Source organism: Kitasatospora sp. NPDC056651, from assembly GCF_042792155.1.
Taxonomy (GTDB): Bacteria; Actinomycetota; Actinomycetes; order Streptomycetales; family Streptomycetaceae; genus Kitasatospora.
On sequence record NZ_JBHTWX010000007.1, the window covers coordinates 68,916 to 87,448 of the forward strand.

The window sequence follows — 18,533 nt, forward strand, 5'->3', positions numbered from 1 at the left end:
ACGGACTCGACACGGGAGGTAGTCGTGGGCCTAGAGTTCATTGGGATGGATCCCACCACCGAGAAGGACGGCTCGCCCACGGTGTGGGTGGAGGAGGAGACGGCGGATCTGATCTTCCAGGGCGAGATGGCCGATGCGGTGCTGGCCGCTGAGGTGGGCGGCAAGAGTTGGGTTCCCGGCCACTCGGCGGGGATTCCTGCTCACGAGTTTGTCATGCGGATTCCGGCACGCATGGTGCCGATCATCAGGAAGGCGTGCGATGTCGCAGAACGCGGAGCAGCTGGTGGTTCCCAGCTTTGACGACCTGCTGGCCAGGGCTCAGCGATCAGCGGTACATCTGGAGATGCGAGACTCCTACAGCGTCGGCGGCGAGTCGTCCGGCTTTCGGCGCTGGCAGCAGACGGGCGAGCGGGACAACGACCCGAACTCGGACTACTGGCGCCCATGGGTTGAGCAGATCGCAGCGACCGTTGCCCGTGGTGTGGTGATCCGCCGTGCCCGGATCGTGTCGGAGCCCGTGACCGACTACATCCGCTACGAGCACGGCGGCACCGTCGTCAACCTCGCGTCCGGCGAGCAGGTCCGGTGGCTGCCGAGGCGCTTGGCGTCGGACCTGGCTCTTCCGGGCAACGACTTCTGGATCTTCGACGGAGAGACGGTCGTCTTCAACCACTTCACCGGCGAAGGAGATTGGGCCGAACCTCCGAAGGAACTCCGAACCGAGCCGGCGGTTGCGAAGCTGTGCGTGGACGCCTTCGAAGCGGTCTGGGACCGAGGCATCCCGCACGAGCAGTACCACGTCTGACCCTCTCAGCCACGAACCCCGGACAGTCCGCTCATGTCGTCATCACCCCCGTCCACAAGCGCCCAGGCGGCCCGGAAGGCGCTCGCCGATCGGCTCAAGGGCATCCGGAAGGATGTGGGGATCAATGGACGTGAGCTGTCTGCCCGGTGTGGTTGGCACCCTTCCAAGACCTCTCGCATCCAGGAGGGACAGGCCGCACCGTCCGAAGCCGATATCAGGGCGTGGTGTGCCGCGTGCGACGCCGTCGACCAGGTGGACGACCTGATCGCCGCGTCCAGGGCCGTCGAGTCGATGTACGTCGAGTGGCGGAGGCTCAGGGCCGGCGGCCTCCGGAGCCTCCAGGACTCGTACGCAAAGCTGTACGACGAGACCAAGGTGTTTCGCTTCTACACCTCGGACGTGATCCCCGGAGTTCTCCAGACGTCGGCCTACGCGACCGCGATCATGTCTCGCTTCGCCGATGAAAGCCGGACGCCAGACGACATGGAACGGGCCATCGCTGCCAAGATGGAGCGGGCGAACGTGATCCACGCTGGTGATCACCGCTTCGCATTCGTCGTCGAAGAGGCCGTGTTGCGGTATCGCCTTGGGAACGCGGAAGCCATGGCGGGCCAACTCGGGCACCTGCTGGCTGTCATCTCACTGCCGCGCGTCAGCCTGGGGATCATCCCATTCACCGCTGAGCGCAGCATGTGGCCCGTTGAGTCCTTCCGGGTCTATGACGACCGGAGGGTGCAAGTCGAACTGGTCTCCGCTGCCGTGAACGTGACGACCCCCGTCGAGGTGCGCGAGTACGTGCAGACGTTCGCTGATTTGCAGACACACGCCGTCTACGGGCGTGAAGCTCGGGGACTGATCACGGCCGCCATAGGGACGCTGGGCTGATCGGTACGCAACTACCCGCAACTTTCTTGAGGCTGCTTGTCGGCACTCCGTACCTTCGAACCACCGACCCGCGGGAGAGCGAAGGGTCAGACGGAGCACCGCCCACTTGACCCGGAGCGCATCTGCCCGACGTGCCGGTTCGGAGGTCGACCCGGGATGCCTCAGCTTGAGTTGATCGCGCCCCAACTTATCCGACAATCACGGGATTTGGCAGCAAGGGGACCGATTGCGGGATCGTTGGCCGACCGCGCGATTGGCGCGCGGGGAACCGAGCAATGAAGAGGCGAAACCATGAAGAAGATCACCGCCAGGCTCTGGCGAATCATCCGGGGCCCGATGCAGTGGCGCGTTCTGTGGCTGTGGCACTCGAAGTTCATGGTCGGCGTCACGGGCGTCGTCCGCGACGACGAAGGCCGGGTGCTGCTGCTGAAGCACCGGATGTGGCCGGAGGGACGGCAGTGGGGCCTGCCGACCGGCTACGCCGACAAGGGCGAGAGCTTCGAACAGACGATCATCCGCGAGGTCCGGGAGGAGACCGGGCTCATGGTGAAGGTGTGCGAGCTGGCGCACCTGAAGAGCGGATTCAAGCTGCGCGTCGAAGTCGCCTACGAGGCGCTGTACGTCAGTGGACGGATCAAGGTCGCTTCGTTTGAGATCTTGGAGGCCCGATGGTTCTCACCGGACAATCTCCCCGAGGGAGTGCAGGAGTCGCACCGGCAGCTGATCCGCCGTCAGCGACTCTGACTCTCGGCCGCTCGCTCACCCCCTCCTGCCTGGGACCGAACGAGCACCTGACCGGAGACCCGGTCGAGCGCACCGAGCTGGCACACGTGCTGGCAGGGCGGCGGGCGACGGCCGCCTCGGACCAGGTGCACCCGCACACGACCTATAGCTTGCTTCACTGGGTGCTGGACACCTGGGCGGACGAGTCGGCGCGGGAGGTGTTCCGGCGCGGTGCGGCCCTGCTGGCCGACCGCTACCGGGAGTTGGGGTTGCACCAGCTGTTGCCGATTGATCGGGTGTGGGTCGGGGTGCGGTCGACTCAGCCCGACGCCTTCGGCGGATTCCACCACCCGAACCAGGGCTACCGGCACGTGCAGCTGGCGTCGGTGATCACCCGGTACGGGCGACTGAGCGATCCCCGGTTGGCCTCCCCCGAGCTGGTGGCGCTCGACCTCCTGCGGTCCTACGCTCATGACTGCCTTCACTGGGGATCGTTCCGAGAATACCGGCTCCACGGCGGGCAGGTGGTCCGGAGCCGGTACGGGATCAACTGGCGAGACCAGCATGGCCGTACGTACTCGTCGAGGGACAAGGAAGACTCCGCATCGACCCGGAACCTGGGGATCGTCATGGAGGGGGCGACGGATCGGGAGGCTCGGACGATCGCCGCCATGGCAGCCGACGGCCTGGGCCTGGCCGATCACCTCGCACCGTCCGATCGGCTGGCGTTCCGCGACACCACGGGGCGGTTGGAGCCGTCCGACTTCGACCACGCCGAACCCGGCATGGCTACCCGCTTCCGCCTGGCCATGGCCGGATATGAACACGGCGTCGGGGAGCGGTATCAGCGATTCCTCACGGAGATGGCCGGGGTCGATGCAGGGACGCTGCACGGGTTCATAGTCGCCGCCATGATCAGTGGCGACCTGTCCAGCCTGACCGACTGGCTCAACCAGCATCACGGGCGCGACGCGTTCCGCCGCATCTTCCGTTCACCGACCTATACCGGCCCCGACCCGGGCGATTAGGCCACCTCGACCACCCCGGCCGCCCTCCCCCGATCGAGGGAGCACCTCCACCGCCCCGACGTGCGAGGACACCCCCGGCCCGGCCCTCGCGACCGCTTCCCCGGACAACAGAACGGCCGGTCGATCCGAAGATCGACCGGCCGTTCCGGTTTGTGCGCGAGGGGGGAGTTGAACCCCCACGCCCTTTCGGGCACTGGAACCTGAATCCAGCGCGTCTGCCTATTCCGCCACCCGCGCATCTGGGTGATGAGGAAAAGCTTAGACCATCCGGAGGGGTGCTCCTGACCACCCCTGCCTGAGGGGGACCCGAGATCGTCCGATGGTCGTACATCAGGGCAAATCCGGCATACCTAGCCTTGAGGGGAAGAATCCGACCAGTCGGCGGGCCCCCGCAGCGGCGGGGCCGCGCCGCGATCAACGACGTGAGGTCCCATGTCCCGCTCCTCCTGCCTCGCTTTCACGGTCGGCGGCCTGGCCCTCGCCGGGCTGGCGGCGGGTGGTGTCGTCCTGGTGAACAGCGACTGGCTCGCCAGGAAGGCCGGCGCCGCCTGGGATATCACCTACGAAGCCACGGCGGGCCAGACCGGCACGCCGCGCGCGACGGACGTGCACTACGGCCACAACCCCGACCGGAGCGACTCCGCGTACAAGAAGGAGACGACCGGCCCGGTGAGCCTGCCCTGGAAGAAGACGGTGTTCGTCAGGGTCGGGGAGCAGGCCCGGGTGGAGGTCCTCCCGGCCGGCAACGCGAAGGCCGAGTGCCGCATCCTGCTGGACGGCGTCCGGGTGGTGGCGGAAGGCACCTCCCCCGGCCCCGGCCGGCCCGCCGTCTGCGAGGTGGCCACGAGCGGCACGCCCGGCAAGTGGCCGCGCTGAACGAGCCTCCGGCCTGCGCGCCCGGAGGGGGTGCGCGAGAAGTCGGGCGGGCCGACTTCTCGCGTCGGCAGGGCCGGGCGGGCTAGAGCAGAGCCGTGGCTTCCTGGATCTCCAGGACGGCGGCGGCGAAGTCCTCGGGGCCGCCGCCCCAGGGGTCGGTGATGCCCGAGCCGAGGATCCTCACCGGCCGGTGGGGGCCGGCGGCGACTTCGACGGCGAGGGCGGTCTCGTCGTCGACCGCGACCAGGTCGTGGGCCCAGCCGAGCAGTTCATCGTCCAGGAGCCGGCCGCGGTGAGCGGTCAGGTCGTAGCCGAAGGCGGCGGCGGCCTCGATCATCAGCGGGTGCGCGGGCTTGCCCACGTGCCAGTCACGGGTACCGGCCGAGCGGACGTCGAGCGCGCGCCCGGAGCGTTCGGCGAGGATCAGGGCGGCGATCGGGGAACGGCAGTGGTTGCCCTTGCAGACCACCAGGACCCGCCTGCACTCACTCACCGGAGTTCACCCGCTCGATCTCGAACGTGATCACGCCGAGGGCTTCCTTCTCGGGCGGGAAGATCGCGTGGATGGCGCGCAGCTGCTCGGCCTCGGTCGCGTGCGGGTTGACGGCCTTCACGTCCTCGGTGCCGAACATCTCCTTGAAGGTCCGGTACGTGCCGATGCGGGTCACCCGGGTCAGGCATTCCGCGCCGCGGCAGGTGAAGTTGAGCAGGTCCCCGACCCTGATGCGCTTCATCGAGGCGTAGGCGACGCGGACTTCGACGGTCTTGGAGCCGTCGGCGATGAGGTCGAAGTACTGCTGGTAGATCTGGATGCTGCGGGGGCGGCCGTGTACCCGGGACTGGTGCCCGGCAGGCTGGCGGGTGGTCATCAGGGTTTCCAATGCGGTTGTGGTGTAGGACCGGTAGAAGTGCCTCGGGTTGCTGAGCATCAGCTCGGCCGCGCCCGTGAGCGCTTCGACGTAGTCCGCTTGCGTTCCGGGCCAGGCGGCGGGGTCGAGCAGCCACGCCGTCGTGTCTCCGGCGCCGGCAGTCGCGTTCAGGAGGCTCTTGGAGAGCTTCCCGCCGTCGCTGCCGAGGACTTGAGGGGTGAAGACGCGCAGCGGCACGGGCGCGGCCGGGGCCCCGATCGCGGCGTGGGCGCCGTCCACCAGCTGGCAGCCGAAGACCCAGTCACCGCCCTTCACCATCACGTGCAAGGTGCCGCCGGCGGGGTGGTAGGAGCGTTCCTTGACCACGTTCCGGTACAGGGTGGAGAGATCGAGGTATCCGCCGCCGAGCGGAGTGATATCGGCTTCGTAGCGCCCGTGTTCGTGGCACAGCGCTTCGAACAGGGCTCCGGAGTCGTCCAGTTCGAGCAGCCGCGTGTGGTCCGCGTGCTTCTGGGACCATCCGCACACCGGGCAGGGCAGCCGGATGTGCGCCGTGCCGCTGGCCGGGGCGAGCCAGAACCGGATCCGGTCGAGGAAGTCGAGCGTCCGCAGGAACTCGGCCCGGAACTCGGGGGTGCTCTGCTGCTCGGTGTAGGTGCTGACCCGGTAGTCGACGCCGGTACGGCTGGCCATCGCGTCCAGGAGCGGGGCGTAGTACTCGGCGACCAGGGCGCGGATGCCGTGGTCTCCGAGCCGGTGGTGGTAGGTGAGTTGGTAGGTCCGGCCGTCGTCGGTGATGGTCTCCGCCGGGGCGTTGTCCAGCGCCACGAAGTCCACGGTCGTATCGATCCCGAACTCGTCACGGGCCCGCTCCGCGACGAGGAAGGAGAGGCTCTGCACCAGATGCGTGCCGATGTGCGGACGCCCGTTGAGCTGCGTCCCCACGGTGAACTCGATCCGTTCCGTGCCGGCCTCCAGGAGGCGGGGACGGAGAATGTCCAGGGCGTCGTCAACGGCGTTGGCGAGAACGGTGTTCGGTGACCTGAGAAGGTCGGTGGTGTTCAAGTGGTGCCTCCGCGCTGCTCGTGAGCCGATTGGCGGAGGGCCAGATTAAGGCCTACGGAAGAGGGCGCGGGCGACTATTCCCGTGTGCGACTAAAGACCGCCGAGGAAGAGGGACGACCAATCCGCCATTCGTTCACAGGCTTGCTCGCCGAAGAGCGCGTGACCCTCGTACATGGCAAAAGCGTCCCGGTAGACCTGGATGTCCCGCCGGTCTCGGAGGATGACGATCCCGGTTTCCGTCTCGACCGTGGCAAGGCTGTTGTCGTACACCGTGAAGGTGTTCAACGGACTCTCCGGAATGTACTTTCCCAGCGGAATCACCCCGAGGTGAACGTTCGGGAGTCTGGACACCGAAATGAGCCGGTCGATCTGCATCACCATGGCTCGATGGGGGATCATCGCCCAGCGGACTGCCTGCTCGGTGAGCAGGAAAGTGAACGTCTTCGAATCATCATAGATGACGGTCTGGCGTTCCAGTTTCTTCGCTATCGCTTTGGAAGTGTCCCCTGGCACATGGGCGAGGCTTGCCCGGATGTACTCCGGTGTGGCAAGCAGGGTGTTCAGCATGGAGAGCAGGAAGTAGCGGATTTCGGTGGACGACTGGTCGAGTGCCGCAAGCTCGGCCTGCTTCTTCTCCAGGCCTTTCCGTCTGAGGGCGCGGACATCCTGCCACTCCGTGTTCGCCACCCGGGCCAGGTCAAGGATCCGCTGTGCCAGTTCGGCCGGCACTTCGAGGGCCCGTAGGATCAGCTCGACGTCCACCAGGGACGGTATGGTCCTGCCGGTCTCGATCTTGCTGATCTTCGATTGCGTCATGCCGCAACGCCGAGCAAGCCGGTCCCCAGCGAGACCGGCTTGAACCCGTATTTCTCTCAGTGCTTGTGCTAGGTCACTCTTGCTGTGGCCAAGCTCTTCAGGGTCTATCGCCACCCGTGCTCTTTCGCGTAGTCCGCGAACGGCACGGACTCAGCCACTGCGATTCGCTGCCATTCTCGGTACTGCTCCACGTCGCCTTCGACGAGTACGCGGTCGATCTGCGTGCCGTCCGGCTCGTAGTTCATCAGGACTGCGGTCGAATCGTCGAAGGTCCAGAAGTCCTGATTCGGGAGTCCGGGGTTCGACCGGTCCGTCAGGTCGAGAATGCGAATGTCCTCTCCGGCCTTCGCGTGCGGCTCGTAGTACATGAACTCGTACCGCAGGTAGTCACTCAGCGGCCGGGTGACGATGTGGACTCGCTGAACCGTACGACCGGCGGCGGCGTGGGCCTTCAGCCTGTCCGTCCAGCCGGACGTGTACGTGTCCGGGTCGATCCGGTTCCCGTTCAGGAATTCTTCGATCTCCTCGGCTTCTCCCGCAACCTTGTACGCGGGCAGAGTTTCAAGCCGGAATGCGGACCGCGCGAATCCGTGCAGAACCCTCTGCCAGTCGTCACCATCCAAGAGCACGGACAGCCTCCTTCACCACGTCCTCGGGCAGTTCCACGGCGTTCTCGCGGGTCGGGACGGTCAGGTCCGCGTAGCGGTCGCCCTGGAAGACGAGGGTGCCCCGGTCGGTGACGTACACGTTCGGGCAGTCGCCGTCCTTGCAGTCACCGGTGTCGCCTCCGGTGAGCCGTCGATGAGCCATGGCCAACCCCCTCCAAGCCGGCCCTCGGATGGACCGACTGACCGAAACGGTATGGAAGGCGCGGATGGTCTGTCCACGCGCTCCGAGCACTATTCCCGTTCTGGACTAAGGATCTTGTAATCCTCGAAGGGCACGGCGTGGGCCAGGGCGATGTCCCGGTAGCGGCGGTACTCGTCGAGCCGGTCGTCCGGCAGCAGCTCGGCACCGATGAACTGTCCGGCGTCCGTGTAGTGCATCCGGTAGACCTTGGCGTCATCGAAGAGCCAGAAGTCGTGGTCCGGGAGGCCGGAGACGGACTGGTGGGTGGTGTCGAGGATGCCGATGGTCTCCCCGGCCTTGATGTTTCCGGGGTACGAGGCCATCTCGTAGCGCAGGTAGTCCGTCAGCGGTGAGCTGAGCACGTGCACTCTGCCCACCTGCTTGCCACGGCTCGTCATGGAGCGGACCCACGGGCTGTCGGAGCACGTCGCGGGCAGTCCCTTTCCGGCGAGGAAGTCCGCGAACTCCTCGCGCTCCGCGTCCACGTCGTACTCGGCGAGTGTCTCCAGTCGGAACGCCGTCCGCTCGAAGGTCTGGAACAGTCGGCCGAAGTCTTCACCTTTGAGCACGGACGCAGCCTTTCAGTACGGCGGACGGGATCAGTGCGGCAAGTAGCGCCGAGGGGGTGTTGGGGTGTGGCAAGGTTGCGCGAGAAGTCGGCCAGACCGATGGCCCCTGACCTGCCGTGTCGCAGGTCAGGGGCCATCGGGTTGAGGCTGTCGAGGGGCGGATCAGCCCTCGATCGGCAGGTCGCCGGCTCGGACGGCCTCGATGAAGGCGCCCCACGAGGATTCGGGGAAGACGAGGGCCGGGCCGTGCGGGTCCTTGGAGTCACGCACCGGAACGCGGCCCGGGAGCCCGGAGGCCACCTCGACGCAGTCTCCGCCGTCGTCCCCGCTGTGGCTGCTCTTCCGCCAGGTCAACACACGCAGCTCCTCGGGGAGTTCTATGCGGGGAGGTCGCCCGTGCGGACGGCCGCAACGAATGCTTCCCAGGCGGCGGCCGGGAACACCAGGGCCGGGCCGTGCGGGTCCTTGGAGTCACGCACCGGAACGCGGCCGGGGAATCCGGGGGCCACCTCGATGCAGTTGCCGCCGTCGTTGCCGCTGTAGCTGCTCTTCCGCCAGGCGGCCGCGGCGAGCTCGTTGCTCATCATCCTTGTAACCCTCCAGCGCATCGGCGATAAACCGAAGCGATTCGCTATCTGACGGACACTCACCCCGCAGCTGATCATAGCGCCGCTGGTACTTGACCACCGTTTCGGGAGCATCGGTCAGATGCCCTCGCTCCAGGCTCTCCGAGTAGACCCAGCGCTCCCCGTCTGGAAGCTCCAGCAACACCATGTCCGTTTTGATGAGCGTCCGTCGGATCGCGAACGGCGCTACATGGATGACGACGTTCGGAAGCTGGGCCACCTTCAGCAGGTGCTCCATCTGGCGACGCATCACGCCTGGACCACCGATGACCGTGCGAATGGCACTCTCGCCGAGAATGGCGAGCAGCAATGGCCCGTTGGGCGTGAAGATGCGGCTCTGCCGGCTGAGTCGCGCGCTGGTCAGCTCCTCGATCTCCTCGGGGTTTCCGACCGCCTCGCCAGTCTCGAAGAGCGCCCGCGCGTAGGGCCTGCACTGCAACGGGCCCCACACCACGGTCTCCTGGTACGCCCGCATCCCGACCGCGATGCCCTCGTGGTCCGCGTACTCCTGGAACCAGTCCGGATGATCGATCGAAGCGTTCCAGTCCACCCGGCTGTACAACCGCATCAACAGCCCGCCGGTGTTCAACAGCTTCTCGAACAGCTCCATTTCCTCGATCAGAGGCTTCCGGCGGCCGTTCTCGATCCGCGAGAGGACCGTCCGGTCCATGTGCATGAGCTTCGCGAGCTCCTCCTGCAAGAACCCGGCGTACTCGCGTGCGTATCGCACCTCTTCGCCGAACATCTTCGCGGAGCTCGCCGTCGGGCCGCGCTTGATCTTTCGCTGTGCCATCACCGCTCCTCGCTGTGCTTCACGTGCTCAACACGTGGAACCGGGCTTCACCGTAGCCCCAGCAGCCGATCATTGTTACCGGAACGCAGCGATCTGCTTGCACAGCGTGAACCGCGCGCTCCCCCGCACGCCCCTTTACGCCCCCGAGGTCCCCCATGCCCACCACCCGCCGCCGCCCCCGCACTTTCGTCGCGCGTCTCGACTCCTGCCCCGAATCGGCCCCTCTGGCCCGATACTTGCTGCGCGCCTACCTCTCCGGCCTCCCGGCCGGGGAGCGCTACTCCGACACCGCCGAACTCCTGCTCTGCGAGCTGTTCGCCAACGCCGTCCAGCACTCCGCCGCCCCCGACGACTGCCACATCGAGATCCGCTTCGCCCTCGTCCACGACCGCCTGCGCCTGGAAGTCCACGACACCTGCGCCGACCGCCCGACCCTCCGGACCCCCACCCTCGACGACGAACACGGACGGGGTCTCCACCTCGTCAACCAACTCGCCGAACGTTGGGGCTGCGCGCCCAGGCCGGGTGGCATCGGCAAACTCGTCTGGGCCGTCATCGCCCCCGCCACCGGCCCCGCCGCCGGACCCGCCCTCGTCACCGTCTGAACGTCCGAACGAAAGCCCGAGCCCCCATGATCCAGCCCGCGAACCAGCCGTCGCTCACCATCCTCGCCCGCCACACCCTGTCCCGTGGCGCCACCCCGGCCGCCACGTACGCACTGCTCGCCCGGCTCGGCCACAAGCCCGTGCCCTGCGCCCAGGCCATCTGCCTCGCCCTCGACATCCCCCCGGCCGAGACCGCCCGGCGCCTGGAGGAGTGCCACGACGCCCTGCTCGCCAACCCCCGCCCCGACACCGAGAGCGACACCGGCGAACTCCTGGAAGCCCTCGGCGTGTTCGACGTCCCCCAGGAGCTCGACGAGACCGGTCACGCCGTCGTCGCTCTCCTCCTGGCGGCCATCGACGCCATGGGCGGCATCCGCCCGGGCCACCAGCACGGCCTTCAGCGCTGGATCACCACCGGCAAGATCACCACCGCCTACCTCTCCCTCGCCGCGACCCACCCACTCCCCCGTACCGGTGACCCGGGCACCTACTGGAGCAGCCTCACCGCCGCCGGCGAACTCCTCACGGCCGCCGCCCCCCGCCCCGACGCCCGCGTCAAGAACGCCCTCACCCACTGCCGCACCCAGGCCACCCACACCTGAATCCCGGCTGAATCCCGGCACACCGGAAGTCGACCCCGCCGACTTCCCACGCGGCACTCGCTCAGCCCTCTTCGTCACCCCTGTCACCGGCGAGGGCGCGGCTCGCCAGGACCACGGCCGCCACTCCGACGGCTCCCACGGCCGCCTTGCGCCCCGCCTCCACGGCCGCGTTCCTCAGCTGCGGCAGCTCCCGGGCCGCGTCCCGCCACCGTGTCGCGGTCAACGGAGGTCTACCGAACTCGCGTCCGAGCAGCCGGTGGAAGTCCTCGACGGCGATGCCGACCCGGTTGATCCGGTTCACCACGGCCCGGTGCGCCGACAGGTGCAGCAGCACCTGGGATCCGGCCGTGGCGGCAGCGGCGTCCATGCGTGCCATCAGGTGCCGGATTCCCCGTGCGACGTCCTCCCACCGCGCCTGCCGGTCCTCCTTCAGGGCGAGTCGACGCCCGTCCAGCCTGCGCGGGGTCGTCTGCCCCACCCGTGCGAGCCACAGCACGTCGAACGCGTCCTGGAGTTCGAAGCAGTGAGCCGCGAAGGCGAGCAACTCCCGGACCCGGGAGTCCACTTCCTCGACCACCCCGGCGAGGTCACCGATCCCGGTCGCACCCTCCACCGTCTCCGCGAGCGCGCCGAGCCGACACTCCACCCACCCCAGGGCGTCCGAGATCGTGTTGGCCCTGCCCTGCACGATCGACCACGTGTCGTCGTCGACCCGGCCCTCCCGGTCCAGGATCCTCAGGGCGGACACGAGGTCGCGGCGCGCTCCGATCACCCTCCCCACCTCGGCGTCCCGCTGGGCGCGGAGGACGTCGTCGACCTTCGTGCCGATCCTCGCCAGGTAGCCCTTGATCTCGCTCATCTCGTGCTGGAGTGCGAGCTGCGCCATGATCCCGGCGACACCGGAGAGGACCGCCGGGTTGCCCGGGAGCGAGCCGGGCCCCTGCGCGATCCGGAGCCAGGACCGGATCGCGCCCGGCTTCCCGATCATCGCGTAGTCGACACCCGGTGTCCCGCTCTCCATCAGCCCGAACTCCTTGACGAGCCGGGCGGATTCCTCGGTCAGCCGCAGCCAGCGGCCCGACTCGGCGGCGATCCCGGCAAGCCCGTGGGCGGCTCCGGCCCCGGCGCGGAGGAGCGGTCCGAGCCCCTGGGCTCCGAGTCCCTGGGCCCCGAGGTCCTTCGACCGCGACCACAGCCCCTCGGCGGCGAGGAACCACTCGACGGCCTTCCGGTCCCCGAGCACCGTGAGCCCGTCGCCGTCGCTGATCAGATGAATCCGGTCGTCCATCGCCCACCCCTGTCGTGACTCCTGGCGGTCGAGGGTAGCCGGGCGGCCGTCGCCCGTGCCCTCAGTGGCGGCTGAGGTAGGTGAGGACCGCGAGCACCCGGCGGTGGCCGCTGTCGTCCGGCGAGAGGCCGAGCTTGGCGAAGATGTTGCCGATGTGCTTGTGGACGGCGTTCTCGGTGACGACCAGCCGGGCCCCGATCGTGGCGTTGTCCCTCCCCTCGGCCATCAGTTCCAGGACCTCGCGCTCGCGCGGCGTGAGGGCGGCGATCGGGTCGCGGGCGTGGCGGGTGAGGAGCTGCCCGATCACTTCCGGGTCCATGACCGTCCCGCCCTCGGCGACCCGCCGCAGCGCGTCGGTGAACTCGCCGACCCGGCTCACCCGGTCCTTCAGGAGGTAGCCGACGCCACCGCGCCCGTCGGAGAGCAACTCCCCGGCGTACTGCCGCTCGACGTACTGGGAGAGGACGAGCACCGGCAGGCCCGGGTGCCGGCGACGGGCCCGGATGGCGGCGCGGATGCCCTCGTCTCGGAAGCCCGGCGGCAGCCGGACGTCCACGATGGCGACGTCCGGGCGGTGCTCCGCGACGGCGGCGGCGAAGCCCGGGGCGTCCCCGGTGATCGCGGCGACCTCGAAGCCCTTGGCGGTCAGCAGGAGTTCCAGCCCGCTGGAGAGCAGGACGTTGTCCTCGGCGATCACGACCCGCACGCGAGGCTCACCCCGATCGTGGTCGGGCCGCCGCCGGGGCTGTGGACGTGGACGGTGCCGTCGAGCGCCCGGACCCGGTGGCGGATGCCGGCGATGCCCGTCCCCCGCGTCTCGTCGGCGCCGCCGACCCCGTTGTCCGTCACCTCCACGGACAGCCGGTCCCCCCGCCGCGCGACGCGGACCGTCGTCCGGGTGGCCCCGCTGTGCTTGGCGGCGTTGGTGAGCGCCTCGGCGACGGCGAAGTACGCGACGGCCTCGACGGCGGCGGGGACCGTGCCGAGGCCGCCGACGTCCAGGGTGGTGTCGATCGCCGACCGGGCCCCCAGCGCGGCCAGCGCCCCGGCGAGGCCCCGGTCGGCGAGGATCGGCGGGTAGATCGACCGGATCACCGTCCGGAGTTCGGCCATCGCCTCCTCGGTGCTCTGGTGCGCCTCCGCCAGGAGCCCGGCCACCGTCCGAGGGTCCTCGTCCAGCAGCTCGCGGGCCACGCCCAGCCGGATCGCGATGGCCACCAGCCGGGCCTGGGTGCCGTCGTGCAGATCGCGTTCGATCCGGCGCAGCTCGGCGCCGTGGGCGGTCATGGCGTCGGCCCGGGTCTCGGTCAGCGTCTCCACCCGCCGCGCCAGCCGCTCGGCGGCCGAGGGCGACAGCAGCGCCACGCAGATCCGGGCGTGCAGCCGCGCCAGCGGCGGGGCCAGCCAGGCGGTCAGGGCCGCGAAGGCGACGGCCTGCGCGGTCCCCAGGGTCAGCGCCGTGCCCCACCCGGACAGCGGCGCGCCGGCGGCGAACCCGCCCGCGCGGGTGCCCTCGGGCAGCGCCCACCACAGCGGCACCGTGACGGCCGCCGAGACCGCGTTGCCCGCGCACAGCACCACGACGAGGCCGAACGCCGGACCGGTCACCACGCAGGCCCCGAGCCACCCGAGCAGGCGCCACGCGCCGACCCGTACCGGCTCGGACGCGGGATCCGGGGCGCCCAACAGCCGCTGCGCGCGGCGGCGGTGCCAGGACGCCCAGGCGCGGGCCGGCGTCGGGGCGAGGAGCACGGGCAGCGCCAGCAGGGCGGCCAGGGCGGTGCCGAGGCTTCCCAGGAGGTAGCCCAGGGCGCGCCACACCGCCGAAAGCCGCCCGGCCGCCCGGGGATTCATCCTGCTCATCCGGTTCATCCGCATGAGTCTGGGCCATCGCGCCGGGCCCCGGCACTACAGCCCGCCACCCCTTTTTCCCACGGGTGGGCGGTACCGCCCAGCCGCCCCGAACGGTCCTAGCGTCGGTGCCCATGACGAGTTCACCGATGCCCCCGACCCGGCGGCGCGGCCGCTCCCTGCGGCGGAATCTGCTGTCGGCCGCCCTCGTGGCCGGCGCCCTGGCCGTCCAGGTGCCGACCGCGACGGCCGCCCCGCACCCCGACCAGACCCGGCCCCGGCCCCGGCCGCGACCCCAACTCCAACTCCAGCTCCAGCGCGACGCCGACGCGCTCACCGCGGCCGGCGCGACCGGCGTACAGGCCCGCCTGGCCGACTCCGACGGCCCGGACCTGACGGTCACCGGCGGCGTCGCCGACCTGGCGACCGGGCAACCGGTCTCCCCGGACGGCCACTTCCGGATCGCCAGCGTCACCAAGGCGTTCGTGGCCACCGTGGTCCTGCAACTCGTCGGCGAGCGGCGGCTCTCCCTCGACGACCCGGTCGAACGGTGGCTGCCCGGCGTGGTGTCCGGGAACGGCAACGACGGCCGCGCGATCACCGTCCGCCACCTGCTCCAGCACACCAGCGGCCTCCACGACGACTACCCGGACTACACCTCGGCGGAGGACTTCCAGCTGCACCGGTACGACAGCCGCACGCCCGAGCAGACCGTCGCCCGCGCGACGAGCCACCGCCCGGACTTCCGGCCCGGCACCAAGTGGGCCTACAGCAACACCGGTTACGTCCTCCTCGGCATGATCGTCGAACGGGTGACCGGACGCCCCTGGCACGAGGAGGCGAGGGAGCGGATCATCCGGCCGCTCGGCCTCGACCACACCTCCCGTCCGGGCACGTCCCCCGCACTGCCCCAGCCGCACGCCCGGACCTACCAGGCGTTCAGGCCCGACGAGCCGCTCGTCGACGTCACCGAGCAGGTCGGCGTGGGCGTCAACGGGGAGGCCGGGCTCGTCTCCACCACCGCCGACCTCGACCTCTTTCTCCGTGCCCTGCTCGACGGCCGGCTCCTGGCGCCCGCGCAGCTGCGGCAGCTGGAGCGGACCGTCCCGGTCGGCCGGGACTTCCGCAAGCTCATGCCGGGCGCCCGGGACGGGCTGGGGCTCTTCTCCCGCCCGCTGTCCTGCGGCGGGGTGTCCTGGGGGCACGAGGGCGGCGACGCGGGCTGGATCACCGCCACCGGCGTCACCGCCGACGGGCGGCGCAGCGTCGCGGTCTCGCTGTCGGGAGTCCGCGCCGACACCCCGGAGGACGTGCTGCGGGTGGAGCGGGCCCTGAGCGGGCTGGTGGACGACGCCCTGTGCGGCGGGGCCGCGGCCCGGGCCGACTGACCGGGGGCCGGTACCTGGGCCTGGACCATGACCAGCAGGTCCACCGGCAGCCGCTCGCACACCAGCGTGCCGGTGAACCCGCTGAACGAGTGAGCGACGACGACGAGTTGACCGGCCCGCTCACCGACCGCCGCCACCACGGCGTCCGCGTACTCGGCCGGCCCGGCCGAGGCGTCGTCGCACGGCGGGTCCGGCGCCACCACCTCGTGGCCCCGCTCCCGCAGCTCGGGCCGCCAACGGCCCCCAGTACCAGGCGTCCACCGCCGCGGCACGGATCAGAACACACGTCGCCATGATCAGTCCCCCTCCGGAACCGGTCACTCCCGCACCGCACCCGACCCTACCGAGCCGATCCGCCCCCGAACCGTCGGCCGGACCCCGCATACTCATCCCAACGATCATTCGTCCGCCGCTCGTTGGGGGAAGCCCTTGTTCCGCGACACCCGCCCGCGCGACCTCCGCATACCGACCCACCGCGAGACCGCCGAGGAGTGGGGCGAGCAGATCGCCGCGCTCCGCGAGGCCCCGCGCGGATGGTTCTTCCTGCTGGGGCGGCTGGTCTCGGACGGCTACCTCTGCCACCTCGACCTCAACTACCACCTGGACGGCGAACTCGTCGCCGTCGTCCAGACCTCGCGCCCCGTCCCGGCCGGCCACCGGGTGGGCTCCCTCACCACCCCGCAGTCCCAACTCTCCACCTTCCTGGCCAATTCGGACCGCCTGGACCTGCGCTCCGAGATCGCCCCGCTCGACGGCCCGCCCACCCCGGGCCGGGTGCTGCTGCACGGCGTGCCCGTCCCCGTCGAGGTCCACCACAGCCACGGCTGCCGCAGCGCCCGGATGCCCCGGATCCCCTCCCAGCCGGGCTACGTGATCGTCACCGCCGCCGCCGAGCACTGGGCCACCGCCACCGACCTCGCCCTCCGGCCCCCGGCGGCCTTCTGAGCGCGGCCGTTTCGGGCGGCGCCGTTCCGGTCGGGACCGTTCCGGGCGGCGCCGTTCCGGTCGGGACCGTTCCGGGCGGCGCTGTTCCGGACTCCCGCGCGGTTCACCCGGACGGGGCGGCGTGCGCGGCGGTCCGACCCTGATCCACCGTCACAAACGCGCCGTTGACGAAACGTTCACGCCAAATGCCCGCCGGACACACCCCGCACGGCGGTAGTCGCGGAGTTACGCTGTGGGCATGGTTGCAAACTACAAGGAAGAAGTCGCGGCCCAGGAGCCCGAGTTCGTCAGCGGCCCCGCGCTGGTCCTCCGGTCCCTCGCATCCGACCCCGACCGACGGGCCGTCGTCACCGCCGACGGCGTCGCGATCACCGCCGGCGACTTCGCCGCCGCCACCTACCGCCTCGCCCACGAGCTGATCGCCCGGGGCGCCGCCCGCGGCACCACCGTGACCCTGCTGACCGGCAACACCCCCGAAGCCCTCGGCGCCCGGTACGCGGCGGGCCTGGCCGGCGCGCGGGTGGTCAACCTGTACGACGGCATGAGCACCCAGGTCCTCGCCGAGATCACGGCGAGCGTCGACACCACCGTGCTGCTCGTGGACGCCGAACGGTTCGCCCAGGCCCCCGAGCTGCTCCCGCTGATCGACGTTCCCACCGTCCTCACCCTCGGCCCCGGCCCGGCCGACGGCACCCCCGGGGCCATCGGCGAGGATGTCGTCGCCGCCTCCGCCCACCGCCCCGCCGAACCGCCGGACGTCCGGATCGGGCCGGAGGACGACCTGACCATCCGCCACACCGGCGGCACCACCGGCATCCCCAAGGGCATCCTCAGCCTGCACGGGCCCTACCAGCACGTCTTCGAGGCCCCGATCGGCAGTGACCCCACCGCCGACGGCGTGCCCGCCCTCCTCGCCGCCACCCCGCTCGCCCACCTCGCCGGCATCTTCGCCGACCTGACCCTCCACCGCCGCGGCACGGTGGTCCTCCAGCGCTCCTTCGAGCCCGGCGCGGTCCTGGCCGCCGTCGAACGTGAGCGCATCACGGATCTCTGGGTACTGCCCCCGCTGCTCCACCAGCTGCTCGACCACCCGGCGATCGGCCGCACCGACCTGTCCAGCGTGCGGCACGTCCTGTACGGGGGCAGCGCCTCCTCGCCGACCCGGATCCGCGAGGCGCTCAAGGTCTTCGGGCCCGTCCTGTACGGGCTCTACGGGATGTCGGAGGCGCAGCTGGTCTCCGTGCTCACCCCGCAGGAGCACGACCGGATCGGCCGGGGCGGCCAGGTCTCGGTCGGCCGGCCCGCCCCGGGCATCGAGGTGGCGATCCGCGACCCCGAGGGCGCCGACCTGCCGACCGGCGAACAGGGCGAGATCCACCTGAAGTCCGGCGGCATCATGGCCGGGTACTGGAAGCGGCCCGACCTCACCGCCGCCGTCCTGCACGACGGCTGGCTGAACACCGGCGACATCGGCTACTTCGACGAGGACGGCTACCTCTACCTCGCCGACCGGGCCAAGGACCTGATCATCGTGGTCGGCGGGCACGTCTACCCCTCCGAGGTGGAGGACCTCCTCGTCACCCACCCCGCCGTCGCCCGCTGCGCGGTCTTCGGGGTCCGCGACGACCAGGAGGCGGAGCACGTCCACGTGGCCGTCGTCCCCGCCCCCGGGCAGCGGCCCGCACTGGACGAACTCCAGGCCTTCGTCACCGAGCGCAAGGGCCGGATCTTCGCCCCCGAGGTGCTGCACCTGGTGGACGAGATCCCGCTGACGCCCGTCGGCAAGCCGAACAAGAAGCTGCTGCGCCAGCTCGCCACCGGCTGAGCCCGGTTTCCGCGGGCCCCGGCCGGGGCCCGCGGACTTCACCCCAAGGTGGGGTTTGGCTCAACGAACCCCGACCCCCGTGCCGAGAAGCCAACGGGGTGGCGGTGCTGAGGGCCGCCACCCCA

At 70.1% G+C, this 18,533-nt stretch carries 22 protein-coding genes, 1 tRNA gene and 2 pseudogenes; 11 read left to right on the plus strand and 14 right to left on the minus strand.

Features of this window, described 5'->3' with window-relative positions:
• Positions 1–24 precede the first annotated feature (24 nt).
• From ACFRAR_RS05350 to ACFRAR_RS05370, 5 genes are all read left to right on the plus strand, one after another.
• Entirely contained in the window at positions 25–300 is a 276-nt protein-coding gene (locus ACFRAR_RS05350) for a hypothetical protein (RefSeq protein WP_380694996.1), read from the plus strand.
• The gene (locus tag ACFRAR_RS05355; RefSeq protein WP_380694997.1) at positions 260–805 is read left to right on the plus strand and encodes a DUF6879 family protein; all 546 of its coding nucleotides are present in this window, start codon (positions 260–262) and stop codon (positions 803–805) included. Before ACFRAR_RS05350 ends, ACFRAR_RS05355 begins: the two co-directional genes overlap by 41 nt.
• A gap of 33 nt (positions 806–838) precedes the next feature.
• Positions 839–1,690, plus strand: a complete 852-nt coding sequence (locus ACFRAR_RS05360) for a helix-turn-helix domain-containing protein (protein ID WP_380694998.1) — start codon at positions 839–841, stop codon at positions 1,688–1,690.
• A 291-nt stretch (positions 1,691–1,981) separates the two neighbouring features.
• On the plus strand, positions 1,982–2,434 hold the full coding sequence (locus ACFRAR_RS05365) for an NUDIX domain-containing protein (protein WP_380694999.1): 453 nt from the start codon (positions 1,982–1,984) through the stop codon (positions 2,432–2,434).
• A 161-nt stretch (positions 2,435–2,595) separates the two neighbouring features.
• A complete protein-coding gene (locus tag ACFRAR_RS05370) occupies positions 2,596–3,441 on the plus strand; it encodes a hypothetical protein (RefSeq protein WP_380695000.1) in 846 nt (281 codons plus the stop codon).
• Between the two features lie 153 nt (positions 3,442–3,594).
• Here the strand turns inward: ACFRAR_RS05370 and ACFRAR_RS05375 are convergent.
• Positions 3,595–3,678: transfer RNA gene (locus ACFRAR_RS05375), tRNA-Leu, on the minus strand.
• Between the two features lie 195 nt (positions 3,679–3,873).
• Between ACFRAR_RS05375 and ACFRAR_RS05380 the strand changes: the two genes are divergently transcribed.
• Complete coding sequence (locus tag ACFRAR_RS05380; RefSeq protein ID WP_380695002.1) at positions 3,874–4,317, plus strand: hypothetical protein; 444 nt, start codon at positions 3,874–3,876, stop codon at positions 4,315–4,317.
• An 82-nt stretch (positions 4,318–4,399) separates the two neighbouring features.
• Here ACFRAR_RS05380 and ACFRAR_RS05385 read toward each other — a convergent pair whose 3' ends face one another.
• From ACFRAR_RS05385 to ACFRAR_RS05425, 9 genes and pseudogenes are all read right to left on the minus strand, one after another.
• Positions 4,400–4,810, minus strand: coding sequence for a low molecular weight phosphatase family protein (locus ACFRAR_RS05385; protein WP_380695004.1), 411 nt, complete (start codon positions 4,808–4,810; stop codon positions 4,400–4,402).
• Complete coding sequence (locus ACFRAR_RS05390; RefSeq protein ID WP_380695006.1) at positions 4,803–6,251, minus strand: ASCH domain-containing protein; 1,449 nt, start codon at positions 6,249–6,251, stop codon at positions 4,803–4,805. The genes ACFRAR_RS05385 and ACFRAR_RS05390 overlap by 8 nt, the downstream gene beginning before the upstream one ends.
• Before the next feature lie 90 nt (positions 6,252–6,341).
• The gene (locus ACFRAR_RS05395; protein ID WP_380695008.1) at positions 6,342–7,181 is read right to left on the minus strand and encodes a Scr1 family TA system antitoxin-like transcriptional regulator; all 840 of its coding nucleotides are present in this window, start codon (positions 7,179–7,181) and stop codon (positions 6,342–6,344) included.
• Positions 7,172–7,696: a DUF6879 family protein gene (locus ACFRAR_RS05400; RefSeq protein ID WP_380695010.1), complete on the minus strand. Its 525-nt coding sequence runs from the start codon at positions 7,694–7,696 to the stop codon at positions 7,172–7,174. Before ACFRAR_RS05400 ends, ACFRAR_RS05395 begins: the two co-directional genes overlap by 10 nt.
• The gene (locus ACFRAR_RS05405; RefSeq protein ID WP_380695012.1) at positions 7,680–7,877 is read right to left on the minus strand and encodes a hypothetical protein; all 198 of its coding nucleotides are present in this window, start codon (positions 7,875–7,877) and stop codon (positions 7,680–7,682) included. The genes ACFRAR_RS05400 and ACFRAR_RS05405 overlap by 17 nt, the downstream gene beginning before the upstream one ends.
• 89 nt (positions 7,878–7,966) lie before the next feature.
• Complete coding sequence (locus ACFRAR_RS05410) at positions 7,967–8,485, minus strand: DUF6879 family protein (RefSeq protein WP_380695014.1); 519 nt, start codon at positions 8,483–8,485, stop codon at positions 7,967–7,969.
• A gap of 162 nt (positions 8,486–8,647) precedes the next feature.
• On the minus strand, positions 8,648–8,842 hold the full coding sequence (locus ACFRAR_RS05415; protein ID WP_380695016.1) for a DUF397 domain-containing protein: 195 nt from the start codon (positions 8,840–8,842) through the stop codon (positions 8,648–8,650).
• A gap of 20 nt (positions 8,843–8,862) precedes the next feature.
• Positions 8,863–9,072 carry a DUF397 domain-containing protein gene (locus ACFRAR_RS05420; protein ID WP_380695018.1) on the minus strand — a complete coding sequence of 70 codons (210 nt, stop codon included), beginning with the start codon at positions 9,070–9,072 and terminating at the stop codon, positions 8,863–8,865.
• 82 nt (positions 9,073–9,154) lie between these two features.
• A pseudogene (locus ACFRAR_RS05425) lies at positions 9,155–9,904 on the minus strand (Scr1 family TA system antitoxin-like transcriptional regulator); the annotation flags it as partial.
• A 155-nt stretch (positions 9,905–10,059) separates the two neighbouring features.
• Between ACFRAR_RS05425 and ACFRAR_RS05430 the strand changes: the two are divergent.
• Positions 10,060–10,509 carry an ATP-binding protein gene (locus ACFRAR_RS05430; RefSeq protein ID WP_380695020.1) on the plus strand — a complete coding sequence of 150 codons (450 nt, stop codon included), beginning with the start codon at positions 10,060–10,062 and terminating at the stop codon, positions 10,507–10,509.
• Between the two features lie 26 nt (positions 10,510–10,535).
• On the plus strand, positions 10,536–11,111 hold the full coding sequence (locus ACFRAR_RS05435) for a hypothetical protein (protein WP_380695022.1): 576 nt from the start codon (positions 10,536–10,538) through the stop codon (positions 11,109–11,111).
• Positions 11,112–11,172: 61 nt separating this feature from the next.
• On the opposite strand, the gene ACFRAR_RS05440 is transcribed toward ACFRAR_RS05435, so the two are convergent.
• From ACFRAR_RS05440 to ACFRAR_RS05450, 3 genes are all read right to left on the minus strand, one after another.
• Entirely contained in the window at positions 11,173–12,399 is a 1,227-nt protein-coding gene (locus ACFRAR_RS05440) for a hypothetical protein (protein WP_380695024.1), read from the minus strand.
• A gap of 61 nt (positions 12,400–12,460) precedes the next feature.
• Positions 12,461–13,105 carry a response regulator transcription factor gene (locus ACFRAR_RS05445; protein WP_380695026.1) on the minus strand — a complete coding sequence of 215 codons (645 nt, stop codon included), beginning with the start codon at positions 13,103–13,105 and terminating at the stop codon, positions 12,461–12,463.
• Positions 13,093–14,262: a histidine kinase gene (locus ACFRAR_RS05450; RefSeq protein ID WP_380695028.1), complete on the minus strand. Its 1,170-nt coding sequence runs from the start codon at positions 14,260–14,262 to the stop codon at positions 13,093–13,095. The genes ACFRAR_RS05445 and ACFRAR_RS05450 overlap by 13 nt, the downstream gene beginning before the upstream one ends.
• Positions 14,263–14,384: 122 nt before the next feature.
• Between ACFRAR_RS05450 and ACFRAR_RS05455 the strand changes: the two genes are divergently transcribed.
• Complete coding sequence (locus ACFRAR_RS05455) at positions 14,385–15,638, plus strand: serine hydrolase domain-containing protein (protein ID WP_380695031.1); 1,254 nt, start codon at positions 14,385–14,387, stop codon at positions 15,636–15,638.
• On the opposite strand, the pseudogene ACFRAR_RS05460 reads toward ACFRAR_RS05455, so the two are convergent.
• A pseudogene (locus ACFRAR_RS05460) lies at positions 15,551–15,910 on the minus strand (alpha/beta fold hydrolase); the annotation flags it as partial. The gene ACFRAR_RS05455 and the pseudogene ACFRAR_RS05460 overlap by 88 nt on opposite strands.
• Before the next feature lie 157 nt (positions 15,911–16,067).
• Here ACFRAR_RS05460 and ACFRAR_RS05465 point away from each other — a divergent pair.
• Positions 16,068–16,583 carry a hypothetical protein gene (locus ACFRAR_RS05465; RefSeq protein WP_380695033.1) on the plus strand — a complete coding sequence of 172 codons (516 nt, stop codon included), beginning with the start codon at positions 16,068–16,070 and terminating at the stop codon, positions 16,581–16,583.
• Between the two features lie 238 nt (positions 16,584–16,821).
• Positions 16,822–18,408: an AMP-binding protein gene (locus ACFRAR_RS05470; RefSeq protein ID WP_380695035.1), complete on the plus strand. Its 1,587-nt coding sequence runs from the start codon at positions 16,822–16,824 to the stop codon at positions 18,406–18,408.
• Positions 18,409–18,533: the final 125 nt, after the last annotated feature.

Excerpts from the sequence above, each read along its gene's own strand:
- ACFRAR_RS05450 (WP_380695028.1), bottom strand. The coding sequence starts at position 14,262 with ATGAGCAGGATGAATCCCCGGGCGGCCGGGCGGCTTTCGGCGGTGTGG.
- ACFRAR_RS05355 (WP_380694997.1), top strand. The coding sequence starts at position 260 with ATGTCGCAGAACGCGGAGCAGCTGGTGGTTCCCAGCTTTGACGACCTG.
- ACFRAR_RS05430 (WP_380695020.1), top strand. The coding sequence starts at position 10,060 with ATGCCCACCACCCGCCGCCGCCCCCGCACTTTCGTCGCGCGTCTCGAC.
- ACFRAR_RS05405 (WP_380695012.1), bottom strand. The coding sequence starts at position 7,877 with ATGGCTCATCGACGGCTCACCGGAGGCGACACCGGTGACTGCAAGGAC.
- ACFRAR_RS05365 (WP_380694999.1), top strand. The coding sequence starts at position 1,982 with ATGAAGAAGATCACCGCCAGGCTCTGGCGAATCATCCGGGGCCCGATG.
- ACFRAR_RS05470 (WP_380695035.1), top strand. The coding sequence starts at position 16,822 with ATGGTTGCAAACTACAAGGAAGAAGTCGCGGCCCAGGAGCCCGAGTTC.
- ACFRAR_RS05455 (WP_380695031.1), top strand. The coding sequence starts at position 14,385 with ATGACGAGTTCACCGATGCCCCCGACCCGGCGGCGCGGCCGCTCCCTG.
- ACFRAR_RS05360 (WP_380694998.1), top strand. The coding sequence starts at position 839 with ATGTCGTCATCACCCCCGTCCACAAGCGCCCAGGCGGCCCGGAAGGCG.
- ACFRAR_RS05380 (WP_380695002.1), top strand. The coding sequence starts at position 3,874 with ATGTCCCGCTCCTCCTGCCTCGCTTTCACGGTCGGCGGCCTGGCCCTC.
- ACFRAR_RS05440 (WP_380695024.1), bottom strand. The coding sequence starts at position 12,399 with ATGGACGACCGGATTCATCTGATCAGCGACGGCGACGGGCTCACGGTG.
- ACFRAR_RS05435 (WP_380695022.1), top strand. The coding sequence starts at position 10,536 with ATGATCCAGCCCGCGAACCAGCCGTCGCTCACCATCCTCGCCCGCCAC.
- ACFRAR_RS05420 (WP_380695018.1), bottom strand. The coding sequence starts at position 9,072 with ATGATGAGCAACGAGCTCGCCGCGGCCGCCTGGCGGAAGAGCAGCTAC.